The sequence below is a fragment of the Streptomyces clavuligerus genome, assembly GCF_005519465.1.
Classification (GTDB): Bacteria; Actinomycetota; Actinomycetes; order Streptomycetales; family Streptomycetaceae; genus Streptomyces; species Streptomyces clavuligerus.
The window spans coordinates 2,339,234-2,354,098 of sequence record NZ_CP027858.1 but is presented as its reverse complement, the minus strand read 5'-3'; the positions used below and the strand labels follow the sequence as shown (position 1 = coordinate 2,354,098).

The window sequence follows — 14,865 nt, the reverse complement described above, 5'->3', positions numbered from 1 at the left end:
GGTGCGCCGACTCCCGGCGCCCCCGCCGGGGCCCGTGCCCGCCGCCGCTGCCCCACCCCTCACCCGCCCCCACCCGTACGAGGTGACCCGCAGTGCAACTGGCCTTCGTCGAGAGCCCCGTCCAACTGCTCAACGTCCTGGAGTGGGCCCACACCCGGCCGCCCGGCCACCAGCCCCGATCCGGCCGGAACCTTCCGCCCGGCCAGAGCCTTCCGCCCGGCCCCCCGACCCCCGCCGAAGGACTCACCGTCGTGGTGCTGTCGCCCACCGACCCGCTCTCCCGGGGCCAGCTCCGCCGCATGGCCGGACTCGCCCGCGACGAGGGCTTCGCCGTCCGCTGGCAGGAGGCCAGGGGCGGGGCCGGAGCCCCCCTGAAGGCGGTGCGCGAGCTGGCACCCCTGCTGCGCCGGGCGGAGCGGGTCGTCGTCGGCGACCCCTTCTCGCGCTATGTCCATCTGCTGCTCTCCCTGGCCGGGGCCAAGGAGCTGACCGTCGTGGACGACGGCACCGCCACCCTGGAGTTCGCCGCCCAGCTCGCCCGGGGCGAACGGCTGGTGCGCTGGCACCGGCGCGGCACCGGCGGAGCCAGGGAGCGGCTGCTCGCGCCCGTGAGCCGACTGGCGAGGCGGCGCCTGGCCCCGGCGCCGGACCGCCGGGTGGAGGTCTTCACCGCGATGCCGGTCCAGCCGCCCGAGGGCGTCGACGTCACCCCCAACGACTTCGGCTGGACCCGCGCCCGCTTCGGCCCGCCCACCGTGCTCCCGGGCGCCGACCTCGTCGGCACCTCCCTGGTGGAGACCGGCGTCGTCGACCCGGAGCGCTACGCCGACGCCGTGCACCGGCTCGCCGCGGCCCACGGGGCACGGCGCTACCTCGCCCACCGCCGGGAGAGCCCGGACAAGCTCCAGCGGCTGGCCCGGCTCACCGGGCTGGAGATCGTCCGCCCCGAACTGCCGCTGGAACTGGTCGCCCGCCGGGGCCCGACCGCCGCCACCGTGCTGAGCTTCCCCTCCACGGTGGTGCACACCCTGCCGCTCGCCCTCGCGGACACCCCCGTCACGGTCGCCGTCTGCGACATCGCGCCCCAGTGGCTGAAGGACGGGGCCTCCCCCCGGGCCGAGGGCTTCCTCGCGGGCATCACCGGCACCGCCCGGGGCGTGCGGCGGCTCCCCGCCCCGGCCTGAAGGACGGGCCGCGCCGGGCTTGAGGGCCGCCGGGAACCGCCCTGAAACAGCTCTGGACGGGCTCTGAAACAGCTCTGGACGGGCGCTGGACCGGTTCTGGACGGGCCTTGGACGACCGGGCCCGCGAGGGGCCGCCATCACGCGGTGATCCGCCGCAGCCCGGGCGGGATCGACGCAGGTGGGGTACGTTCGAGAAGGGCGCGCAGTGTACCCACGGGGAGCCTGGATCATGCCCCTTCGAACGGTGTTTCCTTCCCCTATCGGATTGAACTTTTGTTGATCAGTGGCCAGTTGGCACCCGTCTGGGCCTACTCTTCAACAGGTGAACAAGCTGATGTCCCGCGAGCCCGAAACCGATCTGCCCGGGAGCGCCGCACTGCCCGGCACACTGTCCACCGCCCTGCGCGACGAGCTGATCGCCTTCCGCCGCGATCTGCATATGCACCCCGAGCTCGGCAACCAGGAATTCCGCACCACCGCCGCCCTCAAGGAACGCCTGGAACGGGCCGGGCTCAGGCCCCGGGTGCTCCCGACCGGCACCGGGCTCGTCTGTGACATCGGCGTACGCGAGGACATCGGTGCGCGGAACGAGACACCCCCGCACGGAGCCGCGCCGGACGCCGCCCCCGGCGGCGGCCCGGTCCCGGCGGCGGCCCGGGAGCCGATCGCCGGCCTGAGCGGCGATCTGAGCGGTGACCTGAACGCCGGCCTGAGCGGCGAAACGCCACTGCTCGCCCTGCGCGCGGACATCGACGCGCTGCCCATCCCGGACACCAAGGCCGGTGTGGCCTACCGCTCCACCGTGCCCGAACGGGCCCACGCCTGCGGCCACGACGTCCACACCACGGCCGTCCTCGGCGCCGGTCTCGTCCTCGCCGAACTGCACCGGCAGGGGCTGCTGCCGCGCCCGGTACGGCTGATCTTCCAGCCCGCCGAGGAGGTGCTGCCGGGCGGCGCCACCGACGTCATCGACGCCGGGGCCCTGGACGGCGTCGGCAAGATCATCGCGGTGCACTGCGACCCCAAGGTGGACGCGGGCGTCATCGGCCTGCGCCCCGGTCCCATCACCTCCGCCTGCGACCGGCTGGAGATCGCCCTCGACGGGCCCGGCGGCCACACCGCCCGCCCCCATCTGACCACCGACCTGGTCACGGCGGCGGCGAAGGTGGCCGCCGAGGTCCCGGCGCTGCTCTCCCGGCGGGTGGACGCCCGCGCGGGGCTCGCCGTCACCTGGGGCCGGATCGCCGCCGGGCACGCCTGCAATGTGATCCCCCAGCACGCCGAGCTGTCCGGGACCGTGCGCTGCCTGGACCTGCCGAGCTGGCGCGCCGCCCCCGACCTGGTGCATACCGCCGTCGACGAGATCGCCCGGCTCTACGGGGCCAAGCCCGAGGTCACCTATGTGCGCGGGGTTCCGCCGGTGGTCAACGACCCGGTCGTCGCCGAGCTGCTGCGCGAGGCACAGACCGCCCGCCGGGGCGTGTACGCGGTCGAGGACACGGAACAGAGCCTGGGCGGCGAGGACTTCTCCTGGTACCTGGAGCACGTCCCGGGCGCGATGGCCCGGCTGGGTGTGCGCACCCCCGGCGACACCGCGCAGCGCGATCTGCACCGGGGCGACTTCGACGTCGACGAGTACGCGATCGAGGTCGGCGTCGAGCTGTTCACGGCCGCCGCCCTGCTGGACGTCCCCCGGAACTGACCCCCGTACCCGGGACGCCCCCGTTACCCCGCAGTCGAGCGGCGTACACGCCGCGTCCCATCGCCCGCCCTCCGTATCCCTCTCCTCCCTCTCCATAACCGGAGAAAACTCCCAGAGAATCGTCGAGATCCGGCCATGCTCCGAGGGAGTTCCCGGGAATCCGTACCGTTCCGTGCCCGGCTCCGCCACCACGAGTGGGCGACCGCGCCGGGACGACGGCAGAGGGCCGTTCCCCGGCCGCGGGGAGGGTATCCGCGCAGGCCCGGCCGCCCCGTCCCGCAGCGGCCTCTACCGTGCCCGGCGCGCTACGCTGAGTCGCCGCGCGGGTCCGTTCGCGACGATCCGATAACGACTCATGAACAGGGCTTTAACTGACATCTACGCGCGTTACGATCGCGACAAAACCAGCGCCGGGAAGAGGCGCTTTCGGTCAGTCTCGAAGGGACCCCTTCTCTTGCGCCGGGTATCCAAGATCACTGCCGCGTGCATCGCGACCGCGGCCCTCGCTTTCACCGCCACCGCGTGCGGAGAGTCCTCCACCGAGGACACGGGCTCCGGCTCGGGGGACGCCGCGGGCAAGCTCAAGATCGGTATGGCCTACGACGTCGGCGGCCGTGGCGACAACTCCTTCAACGACTCCGCCGCCCGCGGTCTGGACAAGGCCAAGGCCGAGCTGGGCGCGGAGACCAAGGAGCTGACCGCCAAGCACGGCGAGACCCCCGCCGACCGTGAGGCCCGCCTCGCCTCGCTGGCGAAGGGCGGCTTCAACCCCGTCTTCGCCGTCGGCTTCGCCTACAAGGACGCGGTCGACAAGGTCGCCGTGCAGTTCCCGAAGACGACGTTCGGCATGGTCGACTCGATCTCCGAGCACAAGAACGTCGACAGCATCGTCTTCGCCGAGGAGCAGGGCTCGTACCTCGCCGGTGTCGCCGCCGCCCTGAAGTCCAAGGACGGCAAGGTCGGCTTCATCGGCGGTGTCGACCTGCCGCTGATCAAGAAGTTCGCCGCGGGCTTCGAGCAGGGTGTCCTGGACACCAACCCCAAGGCGAAGGTCCAGCTCCAGTACCTGAGCTACGGCACGGACCTGTCCGGCTTCGGCAGCCCCGACCGGGGCCGCGCCGCCGCCCAGGGCATGCTCGACAAGGGCATGGACGTCATCTACACCGCGGCGGGCGGCTCCGGCGCCGGCGCGATCGAGGCCGTGGCGGGCAAGAAGGGCGCCTGGTCCATCGGCGTCGACTCGGACCAGGCCAAGGACCCGGCGCTGGCGAAGTACGCCTCCACCATCCTGACCTCGGTCGTCAAGAACGTGGACGCGGGTGTCTTCGCGCTGGCCAAGTCCGTCAAGGACGGCAAGCCGCTGACCGGCACCCACGCCTACACCCTCGCCGAGGACGGTGTCAGCCTCACCACCACGGGTGGCCACCTGAAGGACATCCAGGGCAAGATCGACGAGGCGAAGAAGAAGATCATCGACGGCCAGATCAAGGTCAAGACCACCACCTGATCGCCGCTGCCATCGGGGCCCGGACGAGCGGCCGTGCCGTCCTCCGGGCCCCGACGCGCGTGTGGAATCGGATGCTCTGCGTCCGGTTCCTGCACGATCTGGCGGCGCTACGCGCGTAGCTCCCTCTCCGCGCGATAGTTTGCCCGCCACCGACCCGCCTCATGCTCCTCCGCTCCAGTCCTGGAGAGTGCGCCATCAAACCGTCCAGCAGTCCGCAGGCCGCCGACAGGCCCAGCAGCCCCAACGCCGTGGAGCTGCGCGGCATCACCAAACGCTTCCCCGGCGTCGTGGCCAACCACGACATCGACATCACCGTGACCCGCGGCACCGTCCACGCCCTCATGGGTGAGAACGGCGCAGGCAAGTCCACCCTGATGAAGATCCTCTACGGCATGCAGAAGCCGGACGAGGGCACGATCACCATCGATGGCCAGGACGTCTCCTTCCACACCCCCGGGGACGCCATCGCCTGCGGCATCGGCATGGTGCACCAGCACTTCATGCTCGCCGACTACCTCACGGTCCTGGAGAACGTCGTTCTCGGCTCCGAGAAGCTGTACGGGATCGGCGACCGGGCCCGCGCGAAGATCAAGGAGATCTCGGACGCGTACGGGCTCAATGTGCGGCCCGATGTCATGGTCGAGGACCTGGGCGTCGCCGACCGCCAGCGGGTGGAGATCCTCAAGGTCCTCTACCGCGGCGCGCGCATCCTGATCCTGGACGAGCCGACCGCCGTCCTGGTCCCGCAGGAGGTCGACGCCCTCTTCGACAATCTGCGCGAGCTCAAGGCCGAGGGCCTCACGGTCATCTTCATCTCGCACAAGCTGGGCGAGGTGCTGTCGGTCGCCGACGACATCACGGTGATCCGCCGGGGCACCACGGTCGGCACCGCCGACCCGGCCTCCACCACCCCCAAGCAGCTCGCCGAGCTGATGGTGGGCAGCGAACTGCCCTCGCCGGAGACCCGTGAGTCCACGGTCACCGATGTCCCGATGCTCACCGTCGAGGGGCTGCGGATGACCGCGACCGACCCCGACGGGGTGGTCCGCGCGGTGCTCGACGGCATCGACTTCACCATCCACCAGGGCGAGGTCCTCGGCATCGCCGGAGTGGAGGGCAACGGCCAGTCCGAGCTGGTCGAGGCGATCATGGGGATGCGCCACCTGGACAGCGGCACCCTCGTCTTCGACGGCGAGGACATCGCCGCCCTGCCGACCCGCAAGCGCCGCGAGGACGGCATCGGCGTCATCCCCGAGGACCGCCACCGGCACGGTCTGCTCCTGGAGGCCCCCCTCTGGGAGAACCGCATCCTCGGCCATGTCACCGAGCGCCCCAACAGCAAGGGCGCCTTCCTCGACCTCCGGGCGGCCCGCGCCGACACCGAGCGGATCGTGCGCGAGTACGACGTCCGCACCCCCGGCATCGACGTCACCGCGGCCTCGCTCTCCGGCGGCAACCAGCAGAAGCTGATCGTCGGCCGCGAGATGAGCCACCGGCCCAAGCTGCTGATCGCGGCCCACCCCACCCGGGGCGTGGACGTCGGCGCGCAGGCGCAGATCTGGGACCAGATCCGCGAGGCCCGCCGCGAGGGCCTGGCGGTCCTGCTGATCTCCGCCGACCTGGACGAGCTGATCGGGCTCTCCGACACCCTGCGGGTCATGTACCGCGGCCGGCTGGTGGCGGACGCCGACCCGGCCGACATCACCCCCGAGGAGCTGGGCTCGGCCATGACCGGCGCGGCCTCCGGCCATCTGGAACACCACGACGCCACCGACGCCGCCGACACCGGCGGCGACGACCCCCAGGGCGGGGGAGAGGACCGATGAAGAAGTTCGACAAGGAGCGGGTGCTCCTGGGGATCGCCGCCCCGCTGCTCGCGATCGTCGTCGCGTTCCTGGTCACCGCGCTGGTGCTGCTGGCGACCGGCAAGGAACCGTTCAACGCGTTCGGCATCATGTTCGACTACGGCTCGAAGTCGGACAGCCAGGTCTACATCCTGAACAAGGCCACCACGTACTACCTGGCGGGCATCGCGGTCGCCGTCGGCTTCCGGATGAACCTGTTCAACATCGGTGTGGACGGCCAGTACCGGCTCGCGGCCTTCTTCGCCGCGGCCCTCGGCGGCGCGGTGACCCTGCCCGCCCCGCTCCAGATCCCGATGATCATCATCTGCGCCATGCTCGTCGGCGCGATGTGGGCCGGTATCGCGGGTGTCCTCAAGGTCACCCGGGGCGTCAGCGAGGTCGTCTCCACGATCATGCTGAACGCGATCGCGACCGCGATCATCGGCTACCTCCTCCAGCAGGGCCGCCTCGGCCACCTGGACGCCGCCGGGACCAAGATCGCGACCAAGCCGCTGCCGGAGTCCGCGCACTTCTTCGAGTTCCCGACCACCCCGGCCCCGGTCTGGGGCTTCATCGTGGTCGCCGTGATCGCGGGCATCGGCTACTGGTTCACCCTCTCCCGCACCCGCTTCGGCTTCGACCTGCGCACCGTCGGCCAGTCCGGCTCCGCCGCCGAGGCCAGCGGCGTCAACGTCAAGCGCATGGTCGTCACCTCCATGCTGATCTCCGGCGCCATGGCCGGTCTGGTCGGCATGCCGACGCTGCTCAACGAGAGCTACGAGTACAGCGGCGACTTCCCGGTCGGCGTCGGCTTCACCGGTATCGCCATCGCCCTGCTCGGCCGCAACCACCCGGTCGGCATCGCCCTCGGCGCGCTGCTGTGGGCCTTCCTGGAGCGCGGCAGCGGCCAGCTCGAATTCCAGGGCTACGACAAGGAGATCGTCGGCGTCATCCAGGGCGTCATCGTCCTGTGCGTCGTCATCGCCTACGAGGTCGTGCGCCGCTACGGCCTCAAGCTCCAGCAACGGCAGGTCGGCGCCAAGCTCGCCGCCCAGGCCCGTAACTCCGACCAGCAGGAGGTGTCGGCGTGAGCGCCACGGCGACTTCCACCCCGCCGCCCGCCGCACCCAAGGTGAGCGGTGGCAAGGGCGGCCGTGTCCGCCTCTCCTTCCCGGTGATCCTGCTGATCATCGCGGGCGCGCTGCTGGCCCTGTCCGCGGTGCGCGTCATCACCGGGGCCGAGGACATCACCTCCTCCGGCCAGATCAGCACGGCGCTGGCGATGGCGGTGCCGATCGGTCTCGCCGGTCTCGGCGGTCTGTGGGCCGAGCGCGCCGGTGTGGTCAACATCGGCCTCGAAGGCATGATGATCCTGGGCACCTTCTTCGGCGCCTGGGCGGGCTGGCAGACCAACCCCTGGATCGGCGTGCTCGCCGGTGTGCTGGGCGGCATGCTCGGCGGTCTGCTGCACGCGGTCGCCACGGTCACCTTCGGCGTGGACCACATCATCTCCGGTATCGCGATCAACATCCTGGCGCTCGGGTTCACCACCTACCTCGCCAAGCTCTGGTTCAACACCGGTGAGGCCCTGGAGAAGGGCGGCAGCCCCAAGCAGTCCCCACCGGCGGACAGCATCGCCGACATCACCGTCCCCGGCCTCTCCGACGGGTTGAAGTCGATCGAGGACCACGGGTGGTTCTTCGTCTCCGACCTCGCGGGCATCCTCGCCGGTCTGGTCACCGATGTCTCGCTGCTCACGATCGTGGCCGTGCTGCTCTTCGTCGGCACCTTCGTGGTGCTGTGGAAGTCCGCGTTCGGTCTGCGGCTGCGCTCCTGCGGCGAGAACCCGATCGCCGCGGAGTCCCTCGGCGTCAACGTCTACAAGTACAAGTACATCGCCGTGATCGTCTCCGGCGGTATGGCGGGCCTCGGCGGCGCCTTCCTGTCGCTGGTCACCTCGCACATCTACAACGAGGGCCAGACCGGTGGCCGCGGTTACATCGGCCTCGCGGCGATGATCTTCGGCAACTGGCGCCCCGGCGGCCTCGCCATGGGCGCGGGCCTCTTCGGCTACGCCGACGCCCTCCAGCTCCGCAACGGCGGCGAGTCCGTCCACGCGCTGCTGCTCCTGCTCGTCGTGGTCCTGATCGTCCTCGCCGTCTGGAAGCTCTACCGCAAGAGCTACCTCCAGGGCGCGATCAGCGGAGTCATCGGCCTGGCCGTGCTGGCCTGGTACCTCGGCACGGACGTGGTCCCGACCGAGTTCGTGGCCGCGACCCCGTATGTGGTGACCCTGCTGGTGCTCTCGCTCTCCGCGCAACGGCTGAGAATGCCCAAGGCGGACGGCATGCGCTACCGCAAGGGCCAGGGCAAGTGACGACGGCGGCGGCCGGGTTCGACTGGGAGGCCCTGCGGGTTCAGGCGCGCGCGGCCATGGCCCGCGCGTACGCGCCCTACTCGGGTTTCCCGGTCGGCGTGGCCGCGCTGGTCGACGACGGCCGCACGGTCACCGGCTGCAATGTCGAGAACGCTTCCTACGGCCTCTCGCTCTGCGCCGAGTGCGGTCTCGTCTCCGCGCTCCAGGCGGGCGGCGGTGGCCGGCTGACCCACTTCACCTGCGTGGACCGCACGGGCGGGCCGCTGGTCCCCTGTGGCCGCTGCCGTCAGCTCCTGTACGAGTTCGGGGGCCCCGGGCTGCTGCTCGACACCCCCGGCGGGATCGTCACGCTGGAGCAGCTCCTGCCCCAGCCCTTCGGCCCGGCACACCTGGCGTGAACCCTCGCCACGGCCCCTCCGCCCCGGTGGAGGGGCCGTGGCTGCACCCTCGATCTTTCTGCGCGCAGAGCGCGCACGTCGCGACTCTGGAGGAAATCCATGGACGTCATCTCCGTCATCCGGACCAAGCGGGACCGCGGGGAGCTGAGCCCCGAGCAGATCGACTGGGTGATCGACGCGTACACCCGGGGCGAGGTCGCCGACGAGCAGATGTCGTCGCTGGCGATGGCGATCCTCCTCAACGGGATGAACCGGACGGAGATCGCCCGCTGGACCGCCGCGATGATCGCCTCCGGCGAGCGGATGAACTTTGACGCGCTCTCCCGCCCCACCGCCGACAAGCACTCCACCGGCGGCGTCGGCGACAAGATCACCCTGCCGCTCGCCCCGCTGGTCGCCGCGTGCGGCGCCGCCGTGCCCCAGCTCTCCGGCCGGGGCCTCGGCCACACCGGCGGCACCCTGGACAAGCTGGAGTCCATCCCCGGCTGGCGGGCGCTGCTCTCCAACGAGGAGATGCTGCACGTCCTCGACACCACCGGCGCGGTCATCTGCGCGGCGGGCGACGGCCTCGCCCCCGCCGACAAGAAGCTCTACGCGCTGCGCGATGTCACCGGCACGGTCGAGGCGATCCCGCTGATCGCCTCCTCCATCATGTCCAAGAAGATCGCCGAGGGCACCGGCTCGCTGGTCCTGGACGTCAAGGTCGGCTCCGGCGCCTTTATGAAGAACCTCGACGACGCCCGTGAGCTGGCCTCCACCATGGTGGCCCTGGGCACCGACAGCGGGGTGCGGACCGTCGCGCTCCTCACCGACATGTCGACCCCGCTCGGGCTGACGGCGGGCAACGCCCTGGAGGTCCGCGAGTCCGTCGAGGTCCTCGCGGGCGGCGGCCCCGCCGATGTCGTGGAGCTGACCCTCGCGCTGGCCCGCGAGATGCTCGACGCCGCCGGGGTCAAGGACGCCGACCCGGCGAAGGCCCTCGCCGACGGCTCCGCCATGGACGTCTGGCGCCGGATGATCTCCGCCCAGGGCGGCGACCCGGACGCGGAACTGCCCGTCGCCCGCGAGCGGCATGTCGTCACCGCCCCCGCCTCCGGTGTGCTGACCCGCCTCGACGCCTACGACATCGGCATCGCCGCCTGGCGCCTGGGCGCGGGCCGCGCCCGCAAGGAGGACCCGGTCCAGGCGGGCGCGGGCGTCGAGCTCCACGCCAAGCCGGGCGACCGCGTCACCGCGGGCCAGCCCCTGCTGACCCTGCACACCGACACCCCGGAGAAGTTCGACTACGCCCTGGCCCCGCTGGCGTCGGCCTACGACATCGCCCCCGCCGGCACGGACTTCACCCCGTCCCCGATCGTGCTGGATCGCCTGGCCTGACCTGCACTTTTCTCCAGATGGACCCGTACCGACCCGTACGGGTGAACGGGACCGGTAGCCCTGCGCCGGTCCCGTTCGGCATGCTGGAGTCGGTGATGCAACGAGGCCAAGGAGACCGCCGTGAGCGTACTCACTGTCTACTACTCGCACGAGACCGATGACGAGTGGGACAAGCTTGTCCGTATCTTGGAGAAGACGGACGCTCCCGAGGGCTGCAAGGTGGAGATCGTCGAAGGAATCATCACCGTGGCACCACCGCCGTCCAATGCCCACAATCTGATCAACAGTAAGCTTATTCGGTGTCTTTCCGCTGCGCTGCCAGACGAATGGGGGCTCTTCCCTCACGTGGGCATCGCGGTTCCATCACGACAGGGGCTATTCATCCCTGACCTGGTGGTGGCGCTGAACGATGTCCTTGCCACGGAGGAAGGGCACTGCATTCCAGCCGCTGCCGCTGAGCTGGTCGCGGAGATCACCTCGCCGTCCAACGCTTACCAGGACCGCATCCAGAAGGCCGCCGCCTACTCTCATGCCGGAATTCCGCTCTACCTTCTCATCGATGCCTGGACGCCCGGCGGCCCCACCGTCACGCTGTACGGCGAACCGAAGGGGGGTCTCTACCGTGTCCTCCAGACAGGTAAGTTCGGTGATCCGATCCGTTTGCCGGAACCCATCGGGCTGGATCTGGAGACCGGGGACTTCCCTGCGAAGGGTTGAGCCCGCGGCCCCGCCGGCGGCCCCACCGATGAGTTGTGCCCGCTCGGCGAGTCCGATGAGGCATGAACACCGATACCCCCGACATCACCGACCCCGCTGACCCCACCGTCTTCGTGCTTGTCGTCCCCGAAGGGATCACCCTCGCCGATGTGCCGCCGCTGTGCGAGCGGCTGCGCGCGCTGTACGCGGACGGGGCCCACAGCGTGGTGTGCGATCTGGGGGCCCTGGAGCGGGCCGACCTCGCCGCCGTGGAAGCCGTCGCCCGGCTGCGGCTCACCGCCCGCCGGGCGGGCCGGGAGCTGCGGACCCGCGACACCCCGCCCGCCCTGCGGGCCCTGCTGGCCCTCGCCGGGCTCGACACGCTGATCGAGCCGGTCGAGCCCGGCAGTACAGGCTAGGCGCCCGGCTCCGGGGCCAGCCGGTCCGGGAGGCCGAAGAGGGGGAACCAGCGGGCCGTGTCCAGGAAGGAGTTGATCCCCGCGATCTTCCCCTCGCGGATGTCCATCACCATCAGCGCCCACGGCGTATGGCCGTTCACGTCCTCGGCCAGGTGGTAGTGGGCGAAGGCGGGCATCCCGTTGGCCGCCGTCGGGATCAGCCGGGAGCCCCGGCAGACCGAGCCCACGCCCAGCATCCAGCCCACGATGTCGTCGTGGCCCCGCAGCCACAGGTCGTACGGCGGCATGGAGAGGGTGGCGTCGTCGTGGAGGACCTGCTTCAGCGCCTCCATGTCATAGCCCTCGAACGCGGCGACATAGCGCTCCAGCAGCTTGCGCTGCTCCTCGTCCAGCGGGTCCGCCGGGTCGCTCGGGGCGGGCGAGGACTCCGCCAGGGTGGCGCGGGCGCGCTGGAGCGCGCTGTTGACCGAGGCGACCGAGGTGTCGAGCAGCTCGGCCACCTCCGCCGCCTTCCACGCCAGCACCTCGCGGAGGATCAGCACGGCACGCTGCTTCGGCGGCAGATGCTGGAGCGCGGCGACGAACGCCAGCCGGATGCTCTCCCGTTCCACCGCGCGCTCCGCCGGGTCGGCCACCGGCGGCAGGACCCGTCCGTCGGGCATGGGCTCCAACCAGGTCTCCTCCGGACGGGTCCGCAGTTGCGCCTGCGCGACCGGGGTGGGCCCCGACAGATCCATCGGGCGGGCCCTGCGGCTGCCCGCGTTCAGCATGTCGAGGCAGACGTTCGTCGCGATGCGGTACAGCCAGGACCGCAGCGACGAACGCCCCTCGAACTTCTCCCTGCTCCGCCAGGCCCGCACCAGCGTGTCCTGTACGGCGTCCTCCGCCTCGAAGGACGAGCCCAGCATCCGGTAGCAGTAACCGGTCAGCTCCCGGCGGTACTTCTCCAGCTCGGCGTCGACGCCGTCGGTCGTCGCGAGATCACTCATCGGGTCCACCCCTGTCGCCCCTGCGTTCCCTGCGCTTGGGCAACCTACCGGAGGGGACTGACAGCGGTGGCTCAGGTGCCGGGCTTCCGGCCGTAGACGTACACGTCGTCGCCGTTCCTGAGCATGTTCCAGTACGTCTTGGCGTCGGAGGGACGCATATTGACGCAGCCCGCCGAACCCGGCGGGTTCCACACCGACTTGGTCACCGAGTGGAACGCCTGGCCGCCGTCGAAGAACTGGGCGTAGGGCATCTTCACGTCGTACAGCGAGGACACATGGTCGATGTTCCGCCAGTAGATCCTCTTGAGGCCGGTCCGGGTCTCGTCGCCGTTCCGCCCGGTGCGCACCGGGACCGGGCCGAACCGCAGCTTCCTGCCGTCCTGGATCCAGCTGAGCTGCCGGGTCAGGTCCACACAGGCGATGCGGCCCTTGTTCGTCGGGCACTTGCCCGCCTTGTTCGGGTTCTTCCCCGCGGCCTTCTGCTGGGTCATGACATTCATGACCTGCCAGGTCAGCGGGCCCGCGTACCCCGCCGCCGGGCTGATGCCGTGCGTCTTCTGGAAGGCCCTGACGGCCCGGCAGTCCGCCGCGGACTGCTTGCCGTCGGCCTTGCGGCCGAGGAACCTCTCGACCTGCTTCTGATACGGCCCGGCCTTCGCCGAACAGGCCGCCGCGGCCGCGGCCGGCGTGCTGCCGAGTGCCAGCGTCAGCGGCACCACCATCCCGGTCAGCCCGAGCGCGACGCCCGCCCGCCGTGCCGTTCTGCGGGCCCCGCCCGTCGTCTTCCCCACTGCTCTCAACTCCCCCTTCGAGTACCGCCGGAGTGCGGTCGCTCTCCCCGTATGACGACGATACGGGAGCACCCGCTGCGCGGAGAATGTCTCGATCTCGCCACAGCCGACCGGAAATCGAAGCACGTCGTCCGGCTGTGCGCCGGTAACGGGAGCCGTGCGTACGCGAGGGGCGCCTCAGCGGCTCGCGGGGACGGCGCCCGCCACGACGAGCGACCGCCGCTCGGCCCGGGCCACCCGGGTCCCGTACAGGGTGATCGACACGACCCCGGTCACCGCGAGGAGCGCGAGCCCCACCGTCCCGGCCCAGCCGCCCGCGTGGAAGGCGATCGCGCCGAGCGTGCCGCCCACGCTGCTGCCCAGGTAGTACGAGGACTGGTAGAGCGCCGACGCCTGCGCGCGGCCCGTGGTCGCGGTCCGGCTCACGGCCGCCGACGCGACCGCGTGCCCGGCGAAGAAACCGGCCGTGATCAGCACCAGGCCCAGCAGCACGGCCGTCAGCGAGGCGGAGAGCGAGAGCAGCAGACCCGCCGCCGTCGTGGTCACCGCCAGATACAGCGCGCCGCGCCGCCCCAGCCGGTCCACCAGCCGCCCCGCCGCCGCGGACGAGGCCGTACCGACGAGATAGACGAGGAAGACCGAGCCCACCACGCCCGGCGACAGCCCGAACGGCTCCTGCACCAGCCGGTACCCGATCACCGTGTACACCGCGCCGAACACCGTCATGAAGAGCGCGCCGATCGCGTACAGCCGCATCAGCAGCGGATCGGAGAGATGCCCGCGCACGGTCGCCGCCAGCGCCCGGGGGCTCAGCGTCCCCGGGGTGAAGCGCCGGGGCCGGGGCAGCAGCAGCCGGAACGCCACCGCGCCCACCAGCGCCAGCGCGCCGACGGCCAGCAGGCCCGCGCGCCAGCCGCCGAGCTGGGCCGCCCAGCCGGTGACGATCCGGCCGCTCATCCCGCCGACGCTGTTGCCCGCGACGAAGAGCCCGATCGCGCCCACCAGCGCCCGGGGCCGCACCTCCTCCGCGAGATACGCCATCGCGGACGCGGGCAGCCCGGCCAGCGCGGCGCCCTGCACGGCGCGCAGCGCCACCAGCCACTCCAGGGAGGGGGCGAACGGCACCAGCAGACCGACCGCCACCGCGACGGCGAGGGAGGCGGTCATCATCGCGCGCCGCCCGAACCGCTCGGAGAGCGCGGACAGCGGAAGGACGAAGAGGGCCAGCGCGCCCGTCGCGGCGGACACCGTCCAGCTCGCCGCCGACGCGCTCACGCCGAAGTCGGCGGAGATCGCGGGCAGCAGCGCCTGCGTGGAGTAGAGGAGGGCGAACGCCGCCACTCCGGCGGCGAAGAGGGCCAGGCTCATCCGGCGGAAGCCGGGGCGGCCCGGGGCGAGCGGCCCCTCGGCGGACCCGGAGCCGGAGCCGGACCCGGCTCCGGGGGCGGGCTCCGCCCCGGACTCCCGGTCGGTCCCGGCGGTCCCGGTGGCGGCGGTCCCCGCGGTGGTGGTCTCGGCGGCTGCGGTCTCGGCTACGGCGCCCACCTCGGTGGACGCCTTGGTACTGGCACTGGGCATGCG

The 14,865-nt window shown here is 71.5% G+C and carries 13 protein-coding genes; 10 read left to right on the top strand and 3 right to left on the bottom strand.

Translation table 11 applies throughout. The features are described 5' to 3' along the window. Positions 1-92 precede the first annotated feature (92 nt). From CRV15_RS09520 to CRV15_RS09475, 10 genes are all read left to right on the top strand, one after another. Positions 93-1,184: a hypothetical protein gene (locus CRV15_RS09520; RefSeq protein WP_003961589.1), complete on the top strand. Its 1,092-nt coding sequence runs from the start codon at positions 93-95 to the stop codon at positions 1,182-1,184. Positions 1,185-1,518: 334 nt separating this feature from the next. Beyond that, on the top strand, positions 1,519-2,886 hold the full coding sequence (locus CRV15_RS09515) for an amidohydrolase (protein ID WP_003961590.1): 1,368 nt from the start codon (positions 1,519-1,521) through the stop codon (positions 2,884-2,886). 454 nt (positions 2,887-3,340) lie between these two features. Next, on the top strand, positions 3,341-4,393 hold the full coding sequence (locus CRV15_RS09510) for a BMP family lipoprotein (RefSeq protein WP_003954943.1): 1,053 nt from the start codon (positions 3,341-3,343) through the stop codon (positions 4,391-4,393). Between the two features lie 161 nt (positions 4,394-4,554). Then, a complete protein-coding gene (locus CRV15_RS09505) occupies positions 4,555-6,219 on the top strand; it encodes an ABC transporter ATP-binding protein (protein WP_003954942.1) in 1,665 nt (554 codons plus the stop codon). Next, positions 6,216-7,328 (top strand): ABC transporter permease, encoded by a 1,113-nt coding sequence (locus CRV15_RS09500; protein WP_003954941.1) that lies wholly within the window; start codon positions 6,216-6,218, stop codon positions 7,326-7,328. The genes CRV15_RS09505 and CRV15_RS09500 overlap by 4 nt, the downstream gene beginning before the upstream one ends. After that, a complete protein-coding gene (locus CRV15_RS09495) occupies positions 7,325-8,614 on the top strand; it encodes an ABC transporter permease (protein ID WP_003954940.1) in 1,290 nt (429 codons plus the stop codon). Before CRV15_RS09500 ends, CRV15_RS09495 begins: the two co-directional genes overlap by 4 nt. Beyond that, positions 8,611-9,012, top strand: a complete 402-nt coding sequence (locus tag CRV15_RS09490; RefSeq protein ID WP_003954939.1) for a cytidine deaminase — start codon at positions 8,611-8,613, stop codon at positions 9,010-9,012. The genes CRV15_RS09495 and CRV15_RS09490 overlap by 4 nt, the downstream gene beginning before the upstream one ends. A 99-nt stretch (positions 9,013-9,111) precedes the next feature. Next, entirely contained in the window at positions 9,112-10,389 is a 1,278-nt protein-coding gene (locus tag CRV15_RS09485; protein ID WP_003954938.1) for a thymidine phosphorylase, read from the top strand. 120 nt (positions 10,390-10,509) lie between these two features. Beyond that, on the top strand, positions 10,510-11,106 hold the full coding sequence (locus CRV15_RS09480) for a Uma2 family endonuclease (RefSeq protein WP_003954936.1): 597 nt from the start codon (positions 10,510-10,512) through the stop codon (positions 11,104-11,106). Between the two features lie 62 nt (positions 11,107-11,168). Further along, on the top strand, positions 11,169-11,504 hold the full coding sequence (locus CRV15_RS09475; RefSeq protein ID WP_003954935.1) for an STAS domain-containing protein: 336 nt from the start codon (positions 11,169-11,171) through the stop codon (positions 11,502-11,504). On the opposite strand, the gene CRV15_RS09470 is transcribed toward CRV15_RS09475, so the two are convergent. The 3 genes from CRV15_RS09470 to CRV15_RS09460 form a co-directional block, all read right to left on the bottom strand. Further along, positions 11,501-12,493 (bottom strand): sigma-70 family RNA polymerase sigma factor, encoded by a 993-nt coding sequence (locus tag CRV15_RS09470; RefSeq protein WP_003961593.1) that lies wholly within the window; start codon positions 12,491-12,493, stop codon positions 11,501-11,503. The genes CRV15_RS09475 and CRV15_RS09470 overlap by 4 nt on opposite strands. 71 nt (positions 12,494-12,564) lie before the next feature. Further along, positions 12,565-13,215 (bottom strand): L,D-transpeptidase family protein, encoded by a 651-nt coding sequence (locus CRV15_RS09465; RefSeq protein ID WP_003961594.1) that lies wholly within the window; start codon positions 13,213-13,215, stop codon positions 12,565-12,567. A gap of 246 nt (positions 13,216-13,461) precedes the next feature. Further along, the gene (locus CRV15_RS09460; RefSeq protein ID WP_003961595.1) at positions 13,462-14,862 is read right to left on the bottom strand and encodes an MFS transporter; all 1,401 of its coding nucleotides are present in this window, start codon (positions 14,860-14,862) and stop codon (positions 13,462-13,464) included. Between the last annotated feature and the right edge of the window lie 3 nt (positions 14,863-14,865).